The organism is Candidatus Diapherotrites archaeon (assembly GCA_016205145.1).
Taxonomy (GTDB): Archaea; Iainarchaeota; Iainarchaeia; order Iainarchaeales; family JACQJH01; genus JACQJH01.
The window spans coordinates 476,405-498,474 of the sequence record JACQJH010000001.1 but is presented as its reverse complement, the minus strand read 5'-3'; the positions used below and the strand labels follow the sequence as shown (position 1 = coordinate 498,474).

Here is a 22,070-nt window from a genome sequence, read left to right as displayed (position 1 = left end):
GATTTGAATTGCGCAGGCAATCAAAAAAAATTCAGGCTTTGCCTGTCAAGTCGGACAAATCCCGGATCGTTTCGATTATCGCGATTGCCTTTCCGTCCCTGCCCCTGATCGGCGCGGTGATGAACTGGTAGTGGTAGGAGTTGTTGTTCTTGTCCTTTCCGCGCTCTACGGATTTCTGCATTTTGTCGGAGCTGAAGGTTTTCATTGCAGGACACTTTGCACAGATGTCCTTGCGGTTCAGGTAGGTTTCATAGCAGCGCCTGCCCTGCAGGTGCGTCAGGCGCTTCGCCATTTTTTTTACGGTGTCGTTTACCCAGATGATTTTCAGGTCCTTGTCGAGAATGCTTATTCCCTCGTCAAGCGAGTTGAGGATGTTTTTCAGCACGACGCTCTGCTCGTCGTCCTTCAAAAGCAGTGAAATTATCGGCGACTTGGAAACCGACCACAATTTGACCATGCCCACGCGCTCGAACTCTACAATGCCTTTCGCCTTGAGCACTTCAAGCAGTTTGGCGGTAGTGCGCCTGTCGGCCTTGAGCCTGCCGGAAAGCTCGGAAATCGACTGGCCGCGTCCGGATGAATCGAGCGCCCTGATTATTTCCGCTTCGGAAACCATGCAAAAGAATAGGCGGCTCAGGAATTTAAAGGCTTGCGCCGGCGGAAGGAACGGGAAAGGTTTAAAATATGTTCCACAACAATGTTCCACAATAGAACTGGCTTTTTGGGCCGGCGTGACTTGGCGGCTTCAAAAAATAAATGGGAAAAAAACTGCAAAACTGGTGCAAATGGCTCTTGCGGAATTCATTGTTGCGTTCAGGGAATTTTTCGAGATTTCATTGCTTGTGGGCATAATGCTCGCGTACCTTTACAAGACCGGCAACGGCAGGTTTGCCGGAAACGTGTGGATTGGCGCGGCTTTTGCGGGAATCGCGAGCGTTCTTGCCGCGGCATTGTTCGGGTTTGCAGAGGAAGCCTTCGAGCCGGTCGAAGCGCTTTTTGAAGGAGTCACGCTCATTGTTGCGGCTGCTCTCGTGACATGGCTCATACTCTGGATGTTAAAGCACAGGAAAATCGCGCAGGAAGTAGAGCGGGGCGTGGGCAGGCAGGCAATGCTTGGCAGCGGCATCGGCATTGCAATGCTGTCATTCGTGAACATATTCCGCGAGGGCATTGAAATAGTGCTTTTCCTTAACGGCATCAGGATTTCCTCCGGAGCCGTGAGCATTGCTGCGGTTGCAATCGGGTTTGCCTTGGCGGTTGTGGCGGCATACCTTATTTTCAGGCACATCGTGCACGTCAGATTGAGCAGGTTCTTCAAATTCACAAGCATAATTCTCGTTCTGCTGGCGGCCGGCCTGTTTTCACAGGGAATCCATGAATTGGAGGAAGCCGGTGCGCTCCCCGTCATAGTGGAACACGTTTACGACATCACGCCGCCGATGAATGCCGACGGCAGCTACGCATTGATGCACGAGAAAGGCGCAGTCGGCGGAATCCTGAAAGGCATTGTCGGATATGACACCGCGCCATCCCTGTCGCAGGTGCTCGGATACTTTGCGTATCTCGGAATAGTCTATGCGGCATACCTTCGCTTAAGGAAAAACCGGGAAAAGCCGGGCCATGAAACGGATAAGGGCGTGAAAGGCGTCGACTCCGAATAAAGCCCGTTCACAATTCATCCAAAAGTTTTTTTGCGCGGGGAATCATTTCCATTAAATCCTGGGCATTGAACATGAATCCGCGCTCTTCTTTCAGCAAGTCGCCGGCAAAGCCGTTCAGGAAAGCTGCGGCAAGGCACGACAAAAGCAAATCGTTTGTTGCCGCAAAGCCCGCAATCAGGCCGGCAAGCACGTCTCCAGTGCCGCCTTTGGTCATGCCCTGGTTGCCGGAAAAATTCTTGTAAACCGCCCGGCCGTCGGAAATGAGGTCGACGGAACCTTTCAGGACGACAATGCAGTTGAACTTTTTCGCCATTGCCTTCACGTTTTTTTCGTTCGGCCCGGCTTTGAACAGTGCCTTGAATTCGGCGCGGTGCGGCGTCACAACACAATTTGCGTTCAGCCAGTACGGGTTCGCAAGCCGGAGCGCGGTTGCGTCGAGCACGAACTTCTTGTCCTTGTGCGAAAGAAGCTTTTTGATCAGCGCCTTGTTTGAAGCGCTCGGCTCAAGGCCCGGGCCGATGAGCACGCAGTCAGCCTTGTTTATTTCCTTCAAGGCAGATTGGAGGGGAAAGACAATGAATTCCGGCGAAGCCTTCTTTGCTATTGGAATGTTTTCCCGGGCAGTGGCAAACAAAACCAGGTCGCAGAGCCTTGAAGCCGTGAGGCCGGCAAAAACCGGGGCGCCATGCCATTTCCTTGAACCTGCTACAAGCAAAACGACTCCGTTCTCGCCCTTGTGGCTGTTTTTGGCCGGCCGTTTCAGGATTTTCACATTGCCCGGGCCGGTGAAGTTTTCCAGCTCTTTTGGAATGCCGATGCCGACCACGACGGCGCCATTCACTTTTGCGTTGTGAAGGGAGACGGTCAGATCAGCCTTGAAGCCCGGCGCGGGAACATCCACTGCAACCTTGCCTGCATGCAAGGCGTTCAGTTTTGCGACAATGGAATGCAATGGCTCTTTCAGCCTGCCTTCAACGCCCAAACCCACCAAGGCTTCGACTACAATGTCGAATTTGCCGGCGGAAATTTCCGATGCAGAAGAAATGCATTTCACTTTGGCATTGGTTTTTTTGAGCCTCTGCCAATTCAGCTTTGCTTCCGGGGTTTTTATCAATTCAGGCCTGCCGGCAAGGAAAACGTGAACGGAGTTTTTTTTTGCAAGATAACGCGCGCAAACCAGGCCGTCGCCGCCGTTATTGCCAAGGCCGCAGAAAACAGCTATTTTTTTGCGCTTGCCCCGGCAGAAGCGCTTTTCGATTTCCGAGGCAACGCCTTTGCCGGCGTTTTCCATTGCATCCGCAACCGAAATGCCGTAATATGCGAGGTTTGCATCGAGAATGCGCATTTTTTCCGCGGCGTCCATTTTACCGGCCCCGGAGCGAAAGCACTGCCTTCGCATAATCGGCGGATTTGAAAATGTGCGAAGCCGAAACCAGGTTGTTTGCCCCCGCGGCAAGGCACAATGGCGCGGTTTTTGCGTTTATTCCGCCGTCGACCTGTATTTCAAGGCCGAGCTTTTCCCTTTCATTGGTTTTTGCCACGGCCTCGACCTTTTTCAGGCACCCGGAAATGAATGACTGGCCTGAAAAACCGGCGTTGACCGTCATTATGAGCGCCAGGTCGGCTTCTGAAAGGAATGGCAGAAGTTTTTTGACCGGAACCTTTGCGTTTGCCGCAACCCCCGCCTTGCAGCCGTTGTCGTGGATAATCTTTATTGTTTTCGCAGGATTCCTTGTTGCTTCGACGTGAAAAGTGATGTTGTCGCTGCCGGCTTCCGCGAACTGGCTTATGAACCGCTCCGGTTTGGCAATCATCAAATGCGAATCGAAAAAAAGCTTTGAAGCTTTGCGCGCCGACGCGATTATTGGCGCGCCGAAAGAAATGTTCGGAACGTAAATGCCGTCCATGACGTCAAACTGGAGCCAGTCAACGCCCGCGCCATCAACAGCGCGTATTTCCTCGCCAAGGCGCGAAAAATCGGCTGACAGGACTGATGCGGCAATTTTCAAAAGACAACCACCTGAAAGACCAATGCAATGACGGAATTAAAACAATTGCCTCAGACCGGCTTGAATTTTTCAAGGAACAATTGCAGGCGGTCCACAACGCCGGTCCTGTCGACGAACTTTTCGCCTATGAGCTTGGATGCAATGCGCTTGTATTCGCGCGCCGCCTTGCTCGCAGGATATTTGAGCACGACCGGCTGTCCGGAACGCACGGCGCTTGAAACAAACGGGTCTTCGGGAATCTCGCCCAGAATCGGAACATTGTCGATCACGTTCAGGATTTCACTGCGCTTCAGCTCGTGCCTGAACCTTCCCACCCTGTTCACTATTACGCCGGAAACCTCTATGCCGCGGTCATTTGCTATGTGGATTGTCTTTGCCGCATCCGCCAGGGCCGGAATTTCAGGGTTTGTGACTATGACAACCTTGTCGGAAACCTCAAGCGACGCCACGACTTCCGCGCCGAGGCCTGGTGCGGAGTCAAGCATCATGACATCGGTTTCAGAGCAGATGCCTTTGAGCGCTGCGCTGAAAGAGCGGAGGTCAAAGCTCTCCATTGCCCTCACGGAAAACGCCGCGGGAACAATGCGAAGGCGCCAGTTGTAATAGCCGGGAATCTTGTGCTGCTGCTTTTTCCCCAGCATCAATTCATTCAGGGTTTCAACGTAATCCGGAATCTTCAAATGGAACGCGATGTTCGGATTCGGGACATTGACGTCGACGAGCGCGACACGCCTGCCAAGCTCGGCCAAAGCGAAGGAAAGGTTTATCGCGGAAGAAGTCTTCCCGACTCCGCCTTTCCCCGAACAAAAAAGAAAGCTTTCGCCCAAAAAATTTCAACCCCGATTTTATTGCACCATTATTGATTATAAATCTTCTTTCGACCGCAGGCCCTTTATTTTGTCCTCAATCTTTTCCAGGGAATCCTTTTTCCGCTTTTTATCGGCGGGCCTTTTTATTATCTGCCCTGGAGCCGTGACAGGCTCCGTTGCAATTGTCTCGTCGGCTTCGACGAAAACCTTTTCGCCGAGCTCTTCCCCCGGCTCGCCTTGTTCAGCCGGCGAATGCGCTTTCCTCAAAAACGACGCTCCGAACAAAAACACCAATGAAACCGCAATTATGCCGAGGACAGCCATGCCCGCGTTCAGCCCGAACGGAAGCTTCATGTCGGCGAGGCTCAGCAGGCCGGAAAAACCGGAAAGCAAGTCATCCGGTTTTGGTTCAACCGCGGCCTTTATCGAAGCGTAATCTATTTTGGTCTCCGCGGGCAGAACAACGGGGGGCGCGCTGAATTTGGATGCAAGGTTTGCCTTTGAAAGCTTTTCCGCTTCGGCCTTGTTCAAATCCGCCTCAAGCCAGTAGTCGATTGAAACGCTCTGGTTTGCATCCGCGTTCACGTCAAACTCTATTACCGGGTCGTCGGCAATGACATTGAAGGGGAGTTCCGACCGGATTAAAGAAGCCTTTTCTGCTATTTCCTTTGGCACGAATTCCAGGACCTTCAGGCTGCCGCCGCCGGAAACGTTCGTGAATGAAATCCGCACTTTCAAGCCGAACAAGCCGTTGCTGTCCGCATCAGACGAAATCTCGATTTTCCTTTCAAGCGTTCCATTGGAAACAGTGTTCGCGGCCTCTGCGCTTGCATTGGCACCCAATCCAAGCAAGGCCAGGGCCTTTGCCGCGCTTTCCCTGGAAGGCATAATGTAAACTTTTGAATAAACCGTTTCAGGCTTTTGCTCTTCGGTTTTGGCCTTCTTTTGCACTGCCTGCTCCGGCTTTTTTTCGGCGTTGGCGAAAACAACCGCAAGCTTTGCCTCGTTCTTGTTGCGCTGAGGCGAAAAGTCCGTTGCAACCGCAATCAGTTCATGGCTGCCGTCAGGCCATTTCGAGGAATCAACCGAAAAGGCAAACTCGTCGTTCTCCGAAACGTCCTTTGCCGCGACAAGGTTTTTTTCATCCTTGGAGTCGACGTAAAGGCCCACATTGTAAATCGCGCGCGCATCCGTCGCCTTCACCTTAACCTCAAAAATGCCCTTGACATTGTCGCCCGCGGAAGGATTGACAAACGAAACATCAGGCAGGGTGGAGTCGACAAGCACAGTTGGCGCGGGGCTGTCAGAATCATCGGATGAATCGGAAGAGCCGGAATTTCCGGAACTGCCGGAAGACGACACCGGCACGCCAGCGGAACTGCCGGACTTGTCGCTTTGGTTGCCGGCATTGTCGCGCGAACTCAGGCTGAAAGAATAAGTCGAACCGTTTGAAAGGCCGGTTACAGTGTAAGTTGTCGACGTGGTAGTGGTGAGAAGAGCGTTGTCCTGGTAAATGACGTATTCCTTGAGGCCGCTCAGGTTGTCGGACGCCGCATCCCATGCAAGGTCAATCTTGCTGTCGCCGACTGTGATGCGGGGCGTTGAAGGCGTGGACGGCTTTGTTATATCATAGTTTACAGTTTTCTGCGCAGCGGTTTGCATCCAGTTGCCCAAGTCATCGGCAACCCAGAAATAGAGGGCTTTTGCGCCCTCGCCAGAAGAACAGCCGTGGCTTGACGAAGTGATGTCAAAGTTTACGTCTGATGCGAACGCAACGCTTGTTGAAGGCAGAGAATTCGTGCATGAAAACGCAACCTTTCCATTGCCTTGGGTCACGCCGATGCCGGAATCCGAAACATTGCTTATGGAAAACTTGACATTCGCATTGTTTGTGTCGCTTGAAGATGAAACGCTTGCGGTTGATGGACCCTGCAAATCCGCTGTGAAAGACCAGGACGAGGAAACAGTGTTTCCTGCATTGTCGGCCGCGCTTGCCTCAAGGCTCACGGTCTGGGCATGCGACAAGGCAGAGGAAATCGCGTATGAAATCCTGTAACCCGTGCTTGTGGCGGTTTTCTTGCCGGTCAGGTCGACAGCGGAGCCGCCGATTTTCAAAACCGTGTTTGAATCGTTGATGCCTGAGCCGGAATCGTTGGCATCGAAAATTATTGCCGGCAGTGTGTTGGAAGTGTAAGTGTTGTTTGCCGGAGTCCGGCCGGAAATTGTCGGAACCGACGTGTCAAGGGTTATCGTTTTGTTGTCGGTTTCTTCGCCGGTTTGCTTTTGGACTTTGACGTGAACCGGTTTCAGGCCGTCGCCAGACGAACAGCCTTCGCCGGAAGTGATGTTGAAAGACGAATAAGTTGCCTGGAATGGCTGTGATGCTGACCATACCGCGCCAGTGCAGGAAAAGAACATGTTGGCGTCGGTCGTGTTATCTGCGGTTATGGCGAGTTGCGGCGTCGCGGTGTTGGTGTATGCCGCGCCGCCTGCGATTGAGAGTGAAACCGCGGCGAATGCGCCTGCGGGAAGGACCAATACGGCGAGAAGTGCAAGAAAAGCCGCATGCCAGCGTTGCACTTTTTTCTCTCCCCCGCGACTCAAAAAAAACCTGAACTAATTAAAGGTAAAGGGGTTAAAAAGCTTTTCCGGTAAGGCGGAAGAAAAGCCAGCCAAATTGAAAGCATTAAAGCTTTTTTGCTCCTATTCTTTGCGGCATGCCCGAAAAAACCGAGATTGCGCTCGCGTATGAAACCGCGGCCGGCGACCTGCGCAGATGCTATTCAAAGGACGGGATTGTAGCAGGCCTGAGGAATTTCAACGAGTACTGGGCGCGGGATTCCTTTTTCGCCTCTTTGGGCGCGAACTGCCTCGGGGACTTTGAAATTTCCAAAAAGAACCTGTCGCTGTTCCTTTCCCTGCAGAGAAAGGACGGCTTGCTGCCGGGCAGGGTTTCAAGGAAGCTCAGGCCATCGTACAAGCCCATGCTTTTTTCGCCCTGCATCGACAGCCAGGCGCTTTTTTTCATGGCATTCCTTGACTATGTGCAGAAAAGCAATGACAGGAAATTCCTGTTGGACAATTTTGAAAAGGCAGAAAAGGCGATGGCCTGGCTGAAAGCGGGGGACCGCAACAGTGATTTCCTCATCGAGGAAGGGCTTTTCGCCAACTGGATGGACACTGTCCTCAAATTCGGGAACGTGCTTTACACGAACTGCTGTTATTGCAGGGCGTTGTCGGATTTTTCAAAGCTTTGCGCCATTGCCGGGAAAAAGGAACCTGCGGAAGAACATGCACGGCTTGCGGAACGCGTCAGGGAAAAATTGAACCAGCGGTTCTGGAACGGCGGCTATTACAACGACTGGTTCGATTTCTGGGAACAGGATTTTTTCTCCTCGGACGGAAACGTTTTGGCGTGCCTTTGGGGAATAGCCGATGGTGTGCAGGCGCAGATGGTGCAGAATTACGTGAAGCAGAGGCAGCTTGCGAAAGTGCCCATGAAAACCAATTTTCCGCCTTATCCGCCATGGCGCATTGCGCTCCTGCTCCTGCCGTTCAGGGCATACCATTACCATAACGGCTTCAGCTGGCCGTGGATCGGCTGCCTGAACGCGGTTGCAATGAAACAGATGGGGTTGTCAAAGGAAGCGGAACAGCAGCTCAGGGCAATCGCAGGCATCATAAACATGGCCAATGCCTCGCCTGAAATACTCGACGAAAAAGGCGTTCCGGCAAACTCATTCATGCTCAAATGCGAAAAGCCTTTCGCGTGGACTGCTGGATTGTTCGTGCTGGCGGTCCACGAAATCAAAAAAAGCGCGGTCGGAAACACCTGAAGGTTTTGGGCGCGGCGGTGCAGGATGGGGTTTTTTGACAAAATCAAGCCGAATGTCTTTGTTCTGGGCATTGTCAGCCTGCTTACCGACATTTCAAGCGAAATGATTTTTTCCATTCTGCCGGCATTCATGTCAGGCGTGCTCCTGCTTGACAAGGCGGCCATAGGCATGATCGAGGGCATTGCCGGATCGACCGCCAGCGTATTCAGCCTCCTCGCGCCCAAACTGGAAAAGTTTTTCGGCAAAAAAAAGAGCGCGATGATTTTCGGTTACGGTTTGTCGGCGATAGCAAAACCGTTTTTTGCGCTTTCAACCGTGTGGTGGCATGTCCTTGCAGTCAGGTTCGTTGACCGCGCCGGAAAAGGCCTCAGGGGGCCGCCGAGGGACGCGCTCATAGCCGATTCTTCCGATAAGAGTTCGCGCGGGTTTTCTTTCGGCGTGCACCGCGCAATGGACACGCTTGGAGCGATAATCGGCCCACTATTGGCGTTCGCAATTCTCGCGGTTTTTTCCGGCAATTTCAGGCTCGTTTTCCTGCTCTCGTTCATTCCGGCAGTTGTGGCACTGGTGGCAATATTCGTGCTTGTAAGGGAACCGGCGGCAAAAAATGCAAAGGCGTCCGAGGAAAAGGTTTTAGCCGGCGAAGGCACTGGCTACAGGCGGTTCTTTCTGGCATCATGCGTTTTTGCCGCCGGAAACATGAGCCTTGCGTTTCTCCTTATAAGAATCCAGGAGCTTGGAATGCCGATAGCTTTCGTGCCGCTTGCATACCTTGCATTCAACATTGCGTATGCGCTGTTCACGGTTCCATTGGGCAGGCTTGCCGACAGGTTTGGAAGGAAAAATGGATTGTCAGTCTCATTTGCGTTGTTCGCGGTTTCCTTCGCCCTGCTCGCAATCTCCAATGAAATCTGGATTGCAGTCGTGCTTCTTTTGCTTTATGGCATTGCCACAGCCGGCACTGAAACCATTCAGCGCACGATTGCCTCGGAGCTTGTCCCGAAGGAAAAAAGGACTGGTGCCATTGCCACGTACCAGGGCATAACGGGACTGCTGCTGTTGCCTGCAAGCATTATCGCAGGAGTGCTGTGGGGCGCTTTCGGGGCGCAGGCGGCATTCGCATTCAGCGCCCTGGCAAGCGCAACCGCAATCGTCGTGCTCAATGCGGGCAAAAAATAAAAAAGCCGGAATGCACCAAAACATGCTGGCGGTGTTTGATTGGGAAAACTTGAATTCAGGAATGTTTCATTTGAGCTTCTGGGCCATGATTCGGCCAAGATTTCCGGCTCGAAAACAGTGTGCATCGACCCGTTCAGGATTGCCGCCGGTTTCAAGGCGGACATAATCGTTGTAACGCACGAACATTTCGATCACCTGAGCCTGCAGGATATCGCAAAAATTTCGTCCGAAAAGACAAAAATCGTCTGCGCCAAAAGCTGTGCCGCAAAAATCGGCAAAAACGCAAGCGGCTTGTCCGCAGGCGAAAGCATTGAAATTGCCGGGGCCAGAATTTCCGCGGTGGAGGCGTACAACACAAACAAGAAATTCCATCCGAAGGGACTGGGCATCGGCGTTGTAATTGAAATGGACGGAATTCGCGTTTACCACGCCGGCGACACGGATTTCATTCCGGAAATGTCAGGGCTCGAAAACATCGACGTCGCGTTTTTGCCCGTTTCAGGAACCTATGTGATGACCGCGGAAGAAGCAGCAAAGGCGGCTGAAACAATCAGGCCGAAAATTGCCGTGCCCATGCATTACGCGAGCATTGTGGGCTCGGCTGCGGACGCCGAGAAATTCAAAAAGCTTTATTCCGGCAGGACCGAAATTCTCGGCAAATGAAAAAATTAAAAAAAAAAGAAAAGGGGAGAAGCGCTTATTGCGCGCTTCCCGTTTCATCAACCGGCGGAGCATAGTCAGGATATGCGGGCTGTTCAGCCGTTGGGTCAGCGGTTCCGGACTGTGGGCCTGCTGCCGCAATCTGCGCCTGCAGTTCCTGCTGCACCAAATCCGCAAGCTTGGACTGCAGTGCTGAAAGCTCGTCTTTCAGCGCACCGGAGCAGTACTTTTCAAAAAGGTCCTGGCTTTCGGCAAAGTCCAGCACCTGGGATTTTGCCTTGTCCTCCGGAACCCTGCATACCATGTCCTTGCCTTCAAGGCCCTTGACAAGAGCATTCACCTTGGCCGAAAATTCGGGCGAAACCCCGGGGGCATCCGTGGCAATGTCAAACTTGATTATCTTGGAATAAAATTCGCAGTTTCCGCCGGACTTGCCCCTGCTCTCCGCATAGGTTTGAACGGAGCCCTGTTCGGTTGACTGTGAAAGCGTTGCTTTCGCCGCCTCGCATTTCTGCGAAGCCGCGTCGAAGCAGGTCGCGTCATTGCCGCAGTCCTTCAGGGAAACTCCGCCAATGCCGGTGCCCTGCTGCGCACAGCCCAAAAGGAAAATCAGGAAGAAAATTGAAACTGCAATAAACGATTTTTTCAACAAACCACCACCAAACTAAAAAAATTTTGACAGAATAAGGGTTAAAGGTAATAAAAAGCTTTTTCCCCGGCGCGGGGCTCCGGCAAAGCGGATTCAAAAGCCTAAATTCACATTTGAATAATCATGTCAACAATTATTATAAAAAGAATAAAGGGGGTTTCTGTAAGCAGAGGGTTTTCTTCGATGGCGTACACACTTGACGTGATTGGGAAGGGCGAGGAAAAGAAGCTGGGCTTCGAGACCTTGTGCGTGCATGGCGGCAACCAGCAGGACGCCGCAACGGGGGCAATTTGCACGCCCATCCACCAGGCCGTAACTTACAGGCAGGCCGGCATCGGCAGGCCGCACGGCTTCGAATACGGCAGGATGTCAACGCCGACGCGCGAGGTTCTTGAAAAGGCGATGTCGCATCTTGAAGGCTACGGGCAAAGCGTCTGCTTCGGCTCGGGCATTGCCGCGTCATTGGCACTGATCCACACGCTCTCGAACAAGGACCACATCATTTTCAACGACGACTGCTACGGCGGGTTCTACAGGCTGACAAAGCGCGTCCTGGACAAGTTCGGGGCGCAGGCCGACTTCGTTGATTTGACAAAACCCGAAAATCTTGAAAAAAGCCTCAAGCCGAACACAAAGCTTGTTTTTGTCGAAACACCCACAAACCCAATGCTGAAGCTTGTCGACATCAAGGCGATGAAGGAAACCTGTGAACGCCGCGGCATTCCATTGCTTGTGGACAACACTTTCCTGACCGCGCATTTCCAGAAGCCAAAAAAATTCGGCGCAGACATTGTCTTGAACAGCCTCACAAAATACTATGCCGGGCACAATGACGTGGTCGGCGGCAGCATCAGCTCGGATGATTTGGAGCTCATAGAAAACCTGCGGTTCAATGCGCGCGCGACCGGCGGCATAATGGCTTCGATGGAATGCTTCCTTGCATTGAGGGGCCTGAAAACCCTGCACCTGAGAATGGAACAGCACAACAAGAACGCGCAAAAAGTCGCGGAATTCCTCGAAGGCAACGCGAAAGTGGAAAAAGTGCATTACCCAGGCCTGGCAGGGCATCCACAGCACGGCCTTGCAAAAAAACAGCAGACCGGATCCGGCGGAATGGTTTCATTCGAGCTCAAAGGCGGGCTGAAGGCAGCGGAAAAACTCGTTGAACATCTGCACATCTGGACCTACGGCGAAAGCCTGGGCGGAGTCGAAAGCCTGGTCAGCCACCCCGCGACAATGTCGCACAGTTCCCTGCCGCCGGAAGAGCGCAAAAGGAAAGGAATCACCGACGGCCTGCTGAGGCTGAGCGTGGGAATAGAAAATGCGGACGATTTGATTGCGGAACTTGAAAACGCGATTGCAAAAACCTGATTCACAATCAAGCCCGCGCGGTTAACTGCAGCATCGGTACGCCTTGGTTTCGGTCCCGCTGAAAGCGCGTTTTTGCTTACCCGGCGTATCACGACAGTGATACGCCTTGGTTTCGGCACACGCGATCGAAAGCGCGTGTTTGGACCCGACGGGATTCGAACCCGTGGCCTCCGCAATGCGAATGCGGCGCTCTACCAGCTGAGCTACAGGCCCTCGCCGTCATCGCCCGGCGGGTGCGACGTTGAGGGTTCTCGCTACGCTCAAACCCTCTGCCTGCGACAGCCTGCGATAACCGATTAGAAAAATTTTTCTGGCAAGGGTTTTTAAAGCAAATTTTTGTCAGAGCGAAGCACTTTTCAGACTGGAGGCGAATTTCTTAAGTTCACGCAAAAGCATTTCCCTGTCAGAAAGGTTTTCGCCGATTTTCCTGACGATTGCGCTGCCGACAATCGCGCCGTCCGCGCCGGACGCAATGATTTCCCGCACATGCTCCGGCTTCGAAATGCCGAATCCCACGAGCAGTGGCAGCCTTGTTTTTTTTGCCAGTTTTTGCAGCAGGCCCTTTGCCACGGACTGCACGTTTTCGCGCGCGCCGGTAACGCCAAGAACCGCTACAACGTAAACATAACCGTTTGAGACCGCGAGGATTTTTTTCAGCCTCGATTCGGTTTCATTCGGCGTGACCAAAAAAATCTGGTGCACTCCGAATTTTTTCGCGCAGGCAAGGAACGGCTTCGATTCCTCGACTGGAACGTCTGACGCGAGAACCGCGTCAACGCCGCATTCCGCGCAATTTTTGTAAAACCGGTCAATGCCGAATTGCAGGATAAGATTTGAATAGATTAGCAGCGAGATTGGAATTTCCGCGTCAAGCAAACGGATTTTTTTCAACAGTTCGAAATTCCTGTCTGTGTCCATGCCGGATGCGAGCGCTCGCTGGTCGGCTTCCTGAATCACGGGGCCGTCGGCAATCGGGTCGGAGAAGGCAAATCCCAATTCAAGGGCATCAGCGCCGGAAGCAATCAGCGTCCTGATTATTTCAAGCGAGGTTTCAAAATCCGGGTCGCCCAAAACCACGAACGGCACAAAGGCATGCCGCCCGGCCGAGCGCAATTCAGAAAACCTTTTTTCAAAGCGCGTTTCGCGCGTTTCCCCTGTTTTTTTCAAATTTCCTCACCCAGTTGTTTTGCCGCGTGGAAAATGTCCTTGTCTCCGCGGCCGGAAAGATTCAAGACAACGGTCTTGCCCTTGAACTCGTTTTTGTGGTTGAGCAGGTACGCGACAGCGTGCGCGCTTTCCAAAGCCGGAATGATTCCTTCTTCTTCCGACAAGACCTTGAACGCATTCAATGCCTGCCGGTCAGTAGCGTAAGAATACTTTGCCCTGCCCGCTTCCTTCAAGAGCGAATGTTCAGGGCCGACAGCGCTGTAATCCAGGCCCGCGCTCACGGAATGCGTGTTGTAAATCTGCCCGAACTTGTCCTGCAAAACGTAAGTGTAAGTGCCGTGGATAACGCCGGGCCTGCCCAGCTTTTTGTCAGCAAACCGCGCGGCATGCTTTCCGGTTTCAATGCCCAGGCCGCCGGCCTCGACTCCGAGCAGGCCGACCTTTTTGTCTTTCAGGAATTCCCTGAAAATGCCGATTGAGTTCGAGCCGCCGCCCACGCACGCCACAACCGAATCCGGAAGCCTGCCCTCGGCTTTCAAAATCTGCCGTCTGGCTTCCTTGCCAATGACGCTCTGGAAATGCGCAACCATGCCCGGAAAAGGATGCGGGCCCAAAGCCGAACCGAGAAGGTAATGCGTGTACCCGGAACTTGCAACCCAGTCGCGCAAACACTCGTTGATCGCGTCCTTGAGGGTTTTTCCCCCGCTTGAAACCGGAACAACCTTTGCCCCCTGCAGTTTCATCCGGAAAACGTTCGGCTTCTGCCTTTCAATGTCAACCTCGCCCATGAAAATTTCGGTCTTGAATTTCAGTTTTGCACCCGCGGTCGCGACAGCCGTGCCGTGCTGGCCAGCGCCGGTCTCCGCAATAAGCCTGGATTTTTTCATGCGCTTTGCAAGCAGGGCCTGCCCCAAAGCATTGTTGAGCTTGTGCGCGCCCGTATGCAGCAGGTCCTCGCGCTTCAGGTAAACTTTCGCCCCGACGATTTTTGAAAGGTTGTCCGCGAAAGTCAACGGCGTGGGCCTGCCAGCATATTCTTTAAGCAGATAATCAAGCTCGCGGTTGAAAGCCTTGTCCTTCGAATACTTTGAAAACGCCGCCTGCAATTCCTCCAACGCCGGCATAAGGGTTTCCGGCACGAAAATGCCGCCGAACTTTCCAAACCTGCCGATCCCAGCCATCAAAACCAACATCCAGTTTCAAATATCCTTCATTCACGAATTCTTCATCCGCGAATTCTCCAATCATTGCCTTCCTGAAAGCTCCTTCAGCATTGCTTCCCTGTCCTGCGCCTTGAGTATGGCGGTTCCGGCAAGGATTGCGTCGATTTCGCCGCGGAACTTTTCAACATCATGCCTTGAAGAAAAACCGGATTCCGAAATGACGACCTTTTTCTTGGGCACGAACGGCGCAAGGTTTTTTGTCGTGTTCATGTCGATTGAAAAGTCCGTGAGGTTGCGGTTGTTGATGCCGATTATTTCCGCGCCGGCCTCAAGCGCCTTGTCAAGTTCGGAGCGCGAATGCACCTCTACAACACAATGCATTGAAAGCCTTTCAGCGGTTGAAATGAAATCGGCAAGGGTTTCGGTTTTCAGCATGGACGCAATCAGCAGAACCGCATCCGCTTCGAAAAAGCGCGCTTCCAGAATCTGGTACTCGTCTATTATGAAGTCCTTCATCAGCACTGGCAGGCCGGAAACCGATGAGACTTTCGGCAAATCCGCGATGTTGCCCTTGAAATAAGATTTGTCAGAAACAAATGAAACCGCGTCGGCGTATTTTGCGTAAAGCGCCGCAATCTCTACGGGGGATGCGCCCTGCAAAAGCGTTCCCGCCGAAGGTGACGCCATCTTGATTTCCGCGACAAGGGAGATTTTCTGCTTGCCCTCGATCGCGGCCTTAAAATCCTTTTCCGCAGGATTGAGGGCTTTCTTCATGCGCTCGAACGGAAGCTTCTCCTTTTTCAGGCAAAGCTCGCGCTTTTTAGCCGAAACAATGCCTTCCAAAAAATTGACGGAAGTCATCTGTTCGACAACTCCTTTAATTGCCCCAGCTTTTTCAGCGCAGCACCCGATTCGACTGCCTGCCTTGCCACCGCAACGCCTTCCTTCACGCTTTTCACCTTTCCGTTCACGAAAATGCCGGCGCCCGCATTCAACAAGACAATGTCAAGCTTCGCTCCCTTCTCCTCGTTGCTCAGGGTTGCGAGAATTATTTTGGCATTCTCTTCAGCCGAACCGCCGGCAATGTCCTGCGCTTTCGCCTTTTTGAAGCCGAAATCCTTAGGCGAAAAAGTCTTGGTTGAAATCTTTTTGCCTGAAAGCTCGGCGACAAAAGTCTGCCCGACAGTCGAAAACTCGTCCAATCCGTCCAGGCCGTGCAATACAAGCGCGTGCTCCACTCCGACAGTTTTCAAAACATTGGCTGTCTTTTCAACCAGTTCCTTTTCGTACACGCCGACAACCATTGTCTGCGCCATTGCCGGGTTTGTGAGCGGGCCGAGCAGGTTGAAGATTGTCCTGAAACCGATTTCCTTGCGCACAGGGCCGGCAAACTTCATTGCAGGATGATGCGTCGGGGCAAACATGAACGCTATTCCGATCCTGTCAATCATTTCCGCGCACTTTTCCGCATCGAGGCCGACCTTGACGCCCAAAGCTTCCAAAACATCCGCGGAGCCGCATTTGCTTGTGAAAGAGCGGTTGCCGTGCTTTGCAACCCTGCAGCCTGCAGCGCTTGCAATGATTGCCGCGCACGTCGAAACATTGAAAGTCTTCACGGCATCGCCGCCCGTGCCCACAATGTCCAAAAGCGGTTCGGTTGTTTTGGGTTTCACCGGAACCATGAATTTGCGCATCGCCATCATTGCGGAAGCGACTTCCCCGGCACTTTCAGGTTTCATGCGCATTGCCGCGAGGAACGCGCCTATCTGGCCCGGCGTGGCTTCACCCATCATCATTTCCGAAACGCATACCTGCATTTCCGCATCGGAAAGGCTTTTGCGCTCAACCAGTTTTGAAAGGCTGTCACGGATCATCTGCCATCACGTTCTGCCATTTTAATTATGTTTTCAATAATCTTTCCGCCTTCCTGCGTTAAAATGCTTTCGGGATGGAACTGAACGCCCTCACAGAAAGTCTTCCCCGATTTTTCGTGCCGCAAAGCCATGACGACTTTCGACTCCGACAAAGCCGAAACCTGCAGGCAGGATGGCACTTTGACAGCGCAAAGGGAATGATACCTTCCCGCCGAAAAAGGATTTGTAATTCCTTCAAAAATGGTTCTGCCGTCATGCACCACGTCAGACGGCTTGCCGTGCACGGTTTCAGGCGCCCTTGCAACCTTTCCGCCGAAGGCAACAACCATTGCCTGCAGGCCAAGGCAAACGCCGAAAACCGGGATTTTTCCGGCAAACTCTTTTATGACCGCAATAGAATTGCCCGCGCGCTCCGGCGTCGAGGGGCCGGGCGAAATGACAATCAGCCGAGCCTTGAACTTTTTCGCCTCGCTTTTGATTTTTGCGATGGCGATGTTGTTGCGGAAAACCTTCACGCGGCAACCGCGTTTCGCAAACTCGTCCACAAGATTGTATGTAAAAGAATCGAAGTTGTCGATGAACAAAACGTTGATGCCCTTGCCTCGCGCGCCTTTTCCTCTTTTGCCTTTGCTCATCTTTTTTCACCTTCAACTCTTTCCAGTTCGGCAACAAACTGGTACCCGGGAATTTCTTGCACAACCCGTTCAATGTCGGCAATCATCGCCTCGCGCGAAGGATATTTTGGCGCAAGATATTCCAAAATCACGTGCGTTTTTAGGGGCCTGCCAGTAAACGGTTTCGGAAGTTGCACTCTGTGCGCATATGCAAGTTCTACTATCGCCTGTTCGGTCAGCTTTACAAGCAAACCGGCCCTTACGGCCGCCAAAAGCCTGCCGACGGTCGGAAACCCTTCGCAAAGGGCTGCCCGTTCCTCATCAGAATATATTCCGGAAACCGTTTCACGTTCCAGAAACCTCGCCAACGGCTCGCCCTTATTTTTTCTGGCAATATCAATGAAAAGCTCAAGTTTGTCGGGCGGAACATTTTCAAAAATCTTCTGCTCAACAAATTGTGGCCCGGCAAGCCCGTGCCCCGGAAGAAGATGTGCCGCTTCGCCGCTAACTTTGCGCCTTATTCCTGCTTTGCCCATTCTCAAAATGCCAGTTGCCGGCCGGCCATGGAAATCAGCCACAAGACGCAGAGCCAATTGGAAACTTTTCCTAATGCCCCTTAACGGTTTCCCATCATCAATTACCTCAAAAACATTCATTGCGCCCCTGTTCGGATAATCCGGATGACTCCCTCCGTGGCCTTCACTCAGCCCCGTGCGCAAATCCGTTTTGGCACGAGGAGACGCCCTGAAATAAGAATCGGCTATCAAATTTCTCAGCCGGCTTGTGGGTGAAACCGGTGTTCTTTGTTTGCTGCTCATTTTCCCGCCGCCTGCAAATGTTTAAATGCACTTATCGCAGAGATATTAATATGGCTGACGAAAAATTCAGGAAAGTTGCCCGCAAAGTAGTCAAAAGGAACATTGAAATTTACAAGGTTTTGGCGAGCCATTAGACTTTCACCTTTTTCTCCAAAAATTTTTTTATCGTGCCAACCCGCAGTTTTTTGAAGTCTATTTCTTCCAAAAATGCCACATCCTGCCTTTCAAACTCCAAAAATTGTCCGTTTTGGCTCAGAAAAGCATCGGTTATGGCCAGAGCGCCGCGCTTGTTTCCATCCATAAAAGGGTGCTTTGAAATTATTTCCTTTAGCAAAAAAGCCGCCTTGAAAAACAAGGCATCATTTTCGCCGTTAAACGAATTCTCGCATGAAAGCAGGATGTGCTCCAAAGTGCCGGAAATCCTGACAGCCGGTTTCGAATCCGTTGCAAGCATGACTTCCTCATAAACTGCCATAGCTTCATCAAAAGACAGGTTAATAATTGCAGTCATTTTCCCGCCGCCCCGGCTTTTTTGTTCGCGCTTTCGATTGCATTCAGGCAGGCCTGCGCCTTGCGCCCGGTTTCATCGAATTCCTTTTCCGGCACCGAATCGAAGACAATGCCTGCGCCGGCGCGCACAAACGCCTTGCCGTTTTTCAGCCTCGCGCTCCTGATGACGATTGCGGAGTCAAGCTCTCCTGATGGAGTGATATAGGCAACGCTTCCCCCGTAAAAGCCGCGCTTTGTCTTCTCATAACGGCGCAACAACTCCATTGCCTTCACCTTGGGCGCGCCTGTCAAAGTGCCCATGTTCATGCTTGCAAGATAAGCGTGCAGGCAGTCAAGCTCCGGCTTCAATGTGCCAAGAACGTTTGAAACAATGTGCTGGACGTGCGAATACTTTTCGACATGATACGGAGTTTCAACGCGCCTTGTGCCGGGAATCGAAACGCGTGCCACGTCGTTGCGCGCCAGGTCGATCAGCATCGTGTGCTCGGCCAGTTCCTTTTCATCGGAGAGGAGTTCTTTTTCAAAGGCCGCGTCCTCTGCTTCGGTTTTGCCCCGCGGCCTCGTTCCAGCAATCGGCCGGATTTCAACGGATTTTTCATACTTTCCGCCTTTGCCATTCTTTGCCTGCACGCGCAAAAACGTTTCCGGCGAGCTTCCTAGCAGGATGCCGCTTTTCGCATTCACGAAAAACATGTAAGGCGAGGGATTGAGTTTTTTGAGTTCGGAATAAATGTCCAGCGGCTCGGCGGAATAGGGAACGATGCTTGTGCGGCTGGGCACTATCTGGAAAACGTCGCCCGCCAGGATGTTTTCCCTGCACTTTTCAACGGTTTTGATGAAATCTTTTTTTGCGCAGTCGGTTGACATTTTTTGCGCATTGCCGGCGCGCGTTTTGAACCTGCGTTTTTTTGGCAGGGGCATTGCGAGCGCGGCTTCCATTTCCGCGATTTTCGCAAGGCAGCGCGTTTTTTCATTTTCCATTTCTTTTTTCGTGCCGTCAAAGAGCAGGGCATTTGCCACGAAAGTGAGAGTTTTTTTTGCATGGTTGCAGTGGAACAAATTGTCAAGGAAGAACAGTTCGTAATCCGGGTCCTTGAGCGGGTCTGCCCTGTTTTTCGGCAGGAACTCGAACTGGTCTATGAAGTCATAGGAAATCGCGCCGAACAAGCCGGCATAAGCAGGGAATGGCACGGCCAAGCCGGCTGGCTTCAATGCGAAAGCAATCTGCCGCAGAATGTCGGCGTGCGTTTTCAGCTTCAGCCTTTCCTCCTCGGAAACGCCCTGCGCTTTCGGCTTGAGCGAGCCGGAGATTTTCGTTTTAGCGAATTTGACACTGTCACAGAAGCCCAGGCGGGTGTGGAGGAATTTCAGGAACCTTTCGCCGGTCGCATTGAGGGCAAGAATCCCGAATTTCGCGCCTTTTCCGGAAACTTTCAGGCAGGGCGAAGAGGAGCCGATGCTGTGCTCGCCGTACTTTTTGACTATGTCCGCGCTTTCAAACAAAATGCAGTTTTCCTTCCTGCCGTAATCGGAGAGTTTTGCGAAAAACCCGGTTGCATCAAAACTGTTTGATGTCTGGACGGTCTTGAATGTTGGGCAGATTGAGCCTTTTTTTGCGTGCTGAAAGCTATGCAGGTTTACAGAAGAAGAATCACTCGCGAACCCAAAGTGAATCACTTGGCATAACTCTCGCAAATATTGGTTTCGGGAAAGTATTTAAAGATAACTTGCCAAAAGCCAAAGCCGCACAGCCAGGTTTCTTAACTATCGCAGAGCACGCATCCGGCAATGCCTGGAGTGGTGTTGCCATATTCTGGGAGTGGGCAGCTATAGTCGGCACAGCACGCCTGGCCGCAGTACGGGCCGGCCTGCATGCTTGTCATATAAGCCGTCAAAGGATTTGCGCAGACTCCGCTGCCCTTTGCAATGTTTTTGATCAAGCCCAAAAGCGCGGCATCATCCTTTTCAGGGGCGCAAGTGCCTGCAGGCCCTTTCGGAAAACATGAAGATGTTGTTCCGCCCGCCTGCTGATAGCAGGGCCGGCACGGGTCGTTGCAGACCACGCAAACTTCCAATATCTGCCCATCGGAACCGTCTTTGAACTCGGAATCGAAATTGGCGGGAGCGCCATTGCAGGCTTTTGCAACCGCCTCAAGCCTCTGCGTTTTAAGCAGGGCATAGTCTGTTTTTCCGTCGTCGCCGACAGGAACCTGCAATGCCAAAAGCGCGTCACAGCTTTCGCATTTGTTTCCCGGCCACGGGTTTTGCCCGGAAGGGTAACCGGAACAGCAGCCGAGAAAGATGCCGGGGCCGCCGCACTGGCCGAAAATCTGGGCTTCGTCGTGCTCGTCACTGCTCCAATAGTCGCAGCCGTGGCCGCTTCCCGCTTTTGAAATGCCGGCGCACGCGCTTTGGGCGTCCTTCTGGTTGACAAAGCCCTTGTCAATGCATGCCTGCGGCATCGCCATATTATCGCCATAGGCCGTGCACTGGCTTATGCAAGAACAGCAGTCGGATGAGCCGGTTGAACCGGTGCTGTACTTGCCCTCTGCCGAAACCGCATTCTGGCACATGCAGTCATCCCACTTGCGCACATAATTGCCGTACTCTATTCTGCCGCAAAGGTCGCCGCACTGCTCATCGGTCCAATTCTGGTTTTCGCCGCAGTTCGCCTCGGCAAAGTCGTTCATGCACTTGTCCTCGTAGACTTCGGCATAAACTTCGGTGCATTGCTGGCGGGAACCGGGCGGCCTGTCATCAGGGTCGCAGATGTGCCTGAATTCGTGTTCCAGCGTGCAAATGTCCTCCGCCTCATCTGGCCCTGGCGCGGACTTTTCCTTGGCATCGTTCAAAATATCCTCGATTTCACCGGCAGGATATGTTCCAGAGCTTATTCCCGCAGACCCGCAGGCCGAATCAAGCAGGCTGATTTCACAGGAAGCCTCATCCGCACAGGCAGTGGCGCCTTCACCGCATTCATCCGCAAGTTGGCCTTCCGGCAAACAGAAAACCGTGACCGACGGGCAATGCTCTTTGCATTCTGGCGGATAGTCCGAGGAATACTTTTCAAAAGAGGCCGCAACAGCTTTCGGACCGGATTTTTCGGATGACTGGGGCAGGTTTTTTGGCATCCTGACGGGCGGCCTTTCCCTGTCAAGAACGCTTTTTCCGGCGTTCACGCCACCAAAACTGCCGGCCGGCTGGACCGAACCGTAAATTTCCGGCAGTCCGCTTCCGGAAGGCGCGCCTCTTTGGCCGCCATAATCAGGGTCCGAACCCGTTTCCGGGCCGGCGCCAAAATCTTCCGGCGCCGCGCCGGAATCATAGCCGCCATAAAAACCGCCGCCGGCTTCCGGCATGCCCGGCTCATTTGCATAATCGAAACCTGAACCGGAAACAGCCGAATCCCCTTCGAATGAATCCTGCGCCCCGCCTGATCCGGAAAAGCAGAAAAAATCCCCGAACAGGCATGTTCCGCCAAAATCGGCTTGCGCTCCGGCAAACCGGCCCGCAAGGTTTGCCTGCCCGTTCCGGCCCAATGAAACAAGGGCAAGCACGAACGCGATGATGGCAAGCACGGCGAGCAATTTCAAGGCTACCGGGACTTGGCCCGTTTCATCAGAAGAAAACGCGGACATTCAATTACCTTGACAACCCCACCTACTAAAACCTTAACTAATATTTAAGAATTCTTGCCGCGGCAGAGAAAACATAAATATATGAAAACACACAATATAGCTTGGTTTTTCC

20 protein-coding genes and 1 tRNA gene are annotated in these 22,070 nt (G+C 52.7%); 5 read left to right on the top strand and 16 right to left on the bottom strand.

Annotation, left to right across the window (positions count from 1 at the left end; all coding sequences use genetic code 11):
* Positions 1 to 31: 31 nt before the first annotated feature.
* On the bottom strand, positions 32 to 616 hold the full coding sequence (locus HY394_02460) for a PAS domain-containing protein (GenBank protein ID MBI4052878.1): 585 nt from the start codon (positions 614 to 616) through the stop codon (positions 32 to 34).
* 169 nt (positions 617 to 785) lie between these two features.
* Here HY394_02460 and HY394_02455 point away from each other — a divergent pair, with 169 nt between their 5' ends.
* Positions 786 to 1,661: an FTR1 family protein gene (locus tag HY394_02455; GenBank protein ID MBI4052877.1), complete on the top strand. Its 876-nt coding sequence runs from the start codon at positions 786 to 788 to the stop codon at positions 1,659 to 1,661.
* 7 nt (positions 1,662 to 1,668) lie between these two features.
* Here the strand turns inward: HY394_02455 and HY394_02450 are convergent, their stop codons facing one another.
* Genes HY394_02450 through HY394_02435 form a run of 4 tightly spaced genes read right to left on the bottom strand, consistent with a single transcriptional unit; the run spans position 1,669 to position 7,059 of the window.
* A complete protein-coding gene (locus tag HY394_02450; GenBank protein ID MBI4052876.1) occupies positions 1,669 to 3,024 on the bottom strand; it encodes an NAD(P)H-hydrate dehydratase in 1,356 nt (451 codons plus the stop codon).
* A 1-nt stretch (position 3,025) separates the two neighbouring features.
* Positions 3,026 to 3,670, bottom strand: coding sequence for a ribulose-phosphate 3-epimerase (rpe, locus tag HY394_02445; protein ID MBI4052875.1), 645 nt, complete (start codon positions 3,668 to 3,670; stop codon positions 3,026 to 3,028).
* A gap of 50 nt (positions 3,671 to 3,720) precedes the next feature.
* The gene (locus HY394_02440) at positions 3,721 to 4,497 is read right to left on the bottom strand and encodes a P-loop NTPase (protein ID MBI4052874.1); all 777 of its coding nucleotides are present in this window, start codon (positions 4,495 to 4,497) and stop codon (positions 3,721 to 3,723) included.
* Positions 4,498 to 4,533: 36 nt separating this feature from the next.
* Complete coding sequence (locus HY394_02435) at positions 4,534 to 7,059, bottom strand: hypothetical protein (GenBank protein MBI4052873.1); 2,526 nt, start codon at positions 7,057 to 7,059, stop codon at positions 4,534 to 4,536.
* A 137-nt stretch (positions 7,060 to 7,196) separates the two neighbouring features.
* Here HY394_02435 and HY394_02430 point away from each other — a divergent pair, with 137 nt between their 5' ends.
* Genes HY394_02430 through HY394_02420 form a run of 3 tightly spaced genes read left to right on the top strand, consistent with a single transcriptional unit; the run spans position 7,197 to position 10,157 of the window.
* Positions 7,197 to 8,315 (top strand): hypothetical protein, encoded by a 1,119-nt coding sequence (locus tag HY394_02430; protein MBI4052872.1) that lies wholly within the window; start codon positions 7,197 to 7,199, stop codon positions 8,313 to 8,315.
* A gap of 24 nt (positions 8,316 to 8,339) precedes the next feature.
* Positions 8,340 to 9,494 carry an MFS transporter gene (locus tag HY394_02425; GenBank protein MBI4052871.1) on the top strand — a complete coding sequence of 385 codons (1,155 nt, stop codon included), beginning with the start codon at positions 8,340 to 8,342 and terminating at the stop codon, positions 9,492 to 9,494.
* A 39-nt stretch (positions 9,495 to 9,533) separates the two neighbouring features.
* Positions 9,534 to 10,157 carry an MBL fold metallo-hydrolase gene (locus HY394_02420; GenBank protein MBI4052870.1) on the top strand — a complete coding sequence of 208 codons (624 nt, stop codon included), beginning with the start codon at positions 9,534 to 9,536 and terminating at the stop codon, positions 10,155 to 10,157.
* A 34-nt stretch (positions 10,158 to 10,191) separates the two neighbouring features.
* On the opposite strand, the gene HY394_02415 is transcribed toward HY394_02420, so the two are convergent.
* Positions 10,192 to 10,803 carry a hypothetical protein gene (locus HY394_02415; protein MBI4052869.1) on the bottom strand — a complete coding sequence of 204 codons (612 nt, stop codon included), beginning with the start codon at positions 10,801 to 10,803 and terminating at the stop codon, positions 10,192 to 10,194.
* A gap of 183 nt (positions 10,804 to 10,986) precedes the next feature.
* Here HY394_02415 and HY394_02410 point away from each other — a divergent pair, with 183 nt between their 5' ends.
* Positions 10,987 to 12,174, top strand: a complete 1,188-nt coding sequence (locus HY394_02410; GenBank protein ID MBI4052868.1) for a PLP-dependent transferase — start codon at positions 10,987 to 10,989, stop codon at positions 12,172 to 12,174.
* A 140-nt stretch (positions 12,175 to 12,314) separates the two neighbouring features.
* Here the strand turns inward: HY394_02410 and HY394_02405 are convergent.
* The 10 genes from HY394_02405 to HY394_02360 all read right to left on the bottom strand — a co-directional run bounded on the left by HY394_02405 (position 12,315) and on the right by HY394_02360 (position 21,958).
* Positions 12,315 to 12,387 (bottom strand) — tRNA-Ala (locus HY394_02405).
* A 126-nt stretch (positions 12,388 to 12,513) separates the two neighbouring features.
* Positions 12,514 to 13,341 (bottom strand): tryptophan synthase subunit alpha, encoded by an 828-nt coding sequence (gene trpA / locus HY394_02400; GenBank protein MBI4052867.1) that lies wholly within the window; start codon positions 13,339 to 13,341, stop codon positions 12,514 to 12,516.
* Positions 13,338 to 14,522: a tryptophan synthase subunit beta gene (gene trpB, locus HY394_02395; protein ID MBI4052866.1), complete on the bottom strand. Its 1,185-nt coding sequence runs from the start codon at positions 14,520 to 14,522 to the stop codon at positions 13,338 to 13,340. Before trpB ends, trpA begins: the two co-directional genes overlap by 4 nt.
* Positions 14,523 to 14,585: 63 nt before the next feature.
* Positions 14,586 to 15,365, bottom strand: coding sequence for an indole-3-glycerol phosphate synthase TrpC (trpC, locus tag HY394_02390; protein ID MBI4052865.1), 780 nt, complete (start codon positions 15,363 to 15,365; stop codon positions 14,586 to 14,588).
* Positions 15,362 to 16,378 (bottom strand): anthranilate phosphoribosyltransferase, encoded by a 1,017-nt coding sequence (trpD, locus tag HY394_02385; protein MBI4052864.1) that lies wholly within the window; start codon positions 16,376 to 16,378, stop codon positions 15,362 to 15,364. The genes trpC and trpD overlap by 4 nt, the downstream gene beginning before the upstream one ends.
* The gene (locus HY394_02380; GenBank protein ID MBI4052863.1) at positions 16,375 to 17,013 is read right to left on the bottom strand and encodes an aminodeoxychorismate/anthranilate synthase component II; all 639 of its coding nucleotides are present in this window, start codon (positions 17,011 to 17,013) and stop codon (positions 16,375 to 16,377) included. Before HY394_02380 ends, trpD begins: the two co-directional genes overlap by 4 nt.
* Positions 17,010 to 17,360, bottom strand: a complete 351-nt coding sequence (locus tag HY394_02375; GenBank protein MBI4052862.1) for a hypothetical protein — start codon at positions 17,358 to 17,360, stop codon at positions 17,010 to 17,012. The genes HY394_02380 and HY394_02375 overlap by 4 nt, the downstream gene beginning before the upstream one ends.
* A 580-nt stretch (positions 17,361 to 17,940) precedes the next feature.
* Complete coding sequence (locus HY394_02370; protein ID MBI4052861.1) at positions 17,941 to 18,321, bottom strand: Fic family protein; 381 nt, start codon at positions 18,319 to 18,321, stop codon at positions 17,941 to 17,943.
* Positions 18,318 to 19,997 (bottom strand): chorismate-binding protein, encoded by a 1,680-nt coding sequence (locus tag HY394_02365; GenBank protein MBI4052860.1) that lies wholly within the window; start codon positions 19,995 to 19,997, stop codon positions 18,318 to 18,320. Before HY394_02365 ends, HY394_02370 begins: the two co-directional genes overlap by 4 nt.
* Positions 19,998 to 20,080: 83 nt before the next feature.
* Positions 20,081 to 21,958 carry a hypothetical protein gene (locus HY394_02360; GenBank protein MBI4052859.1) on the bottom strand — a complete coding sequence of 626 codons (1,878 nt, stop codon included), beginning with the start codon at positions 21,956 to 21,958 and terminating at the stop codon, positions 20,081 to 20,083.
* Positions 21,959 to 22,070: the final 112 nt, after the last annotated feature.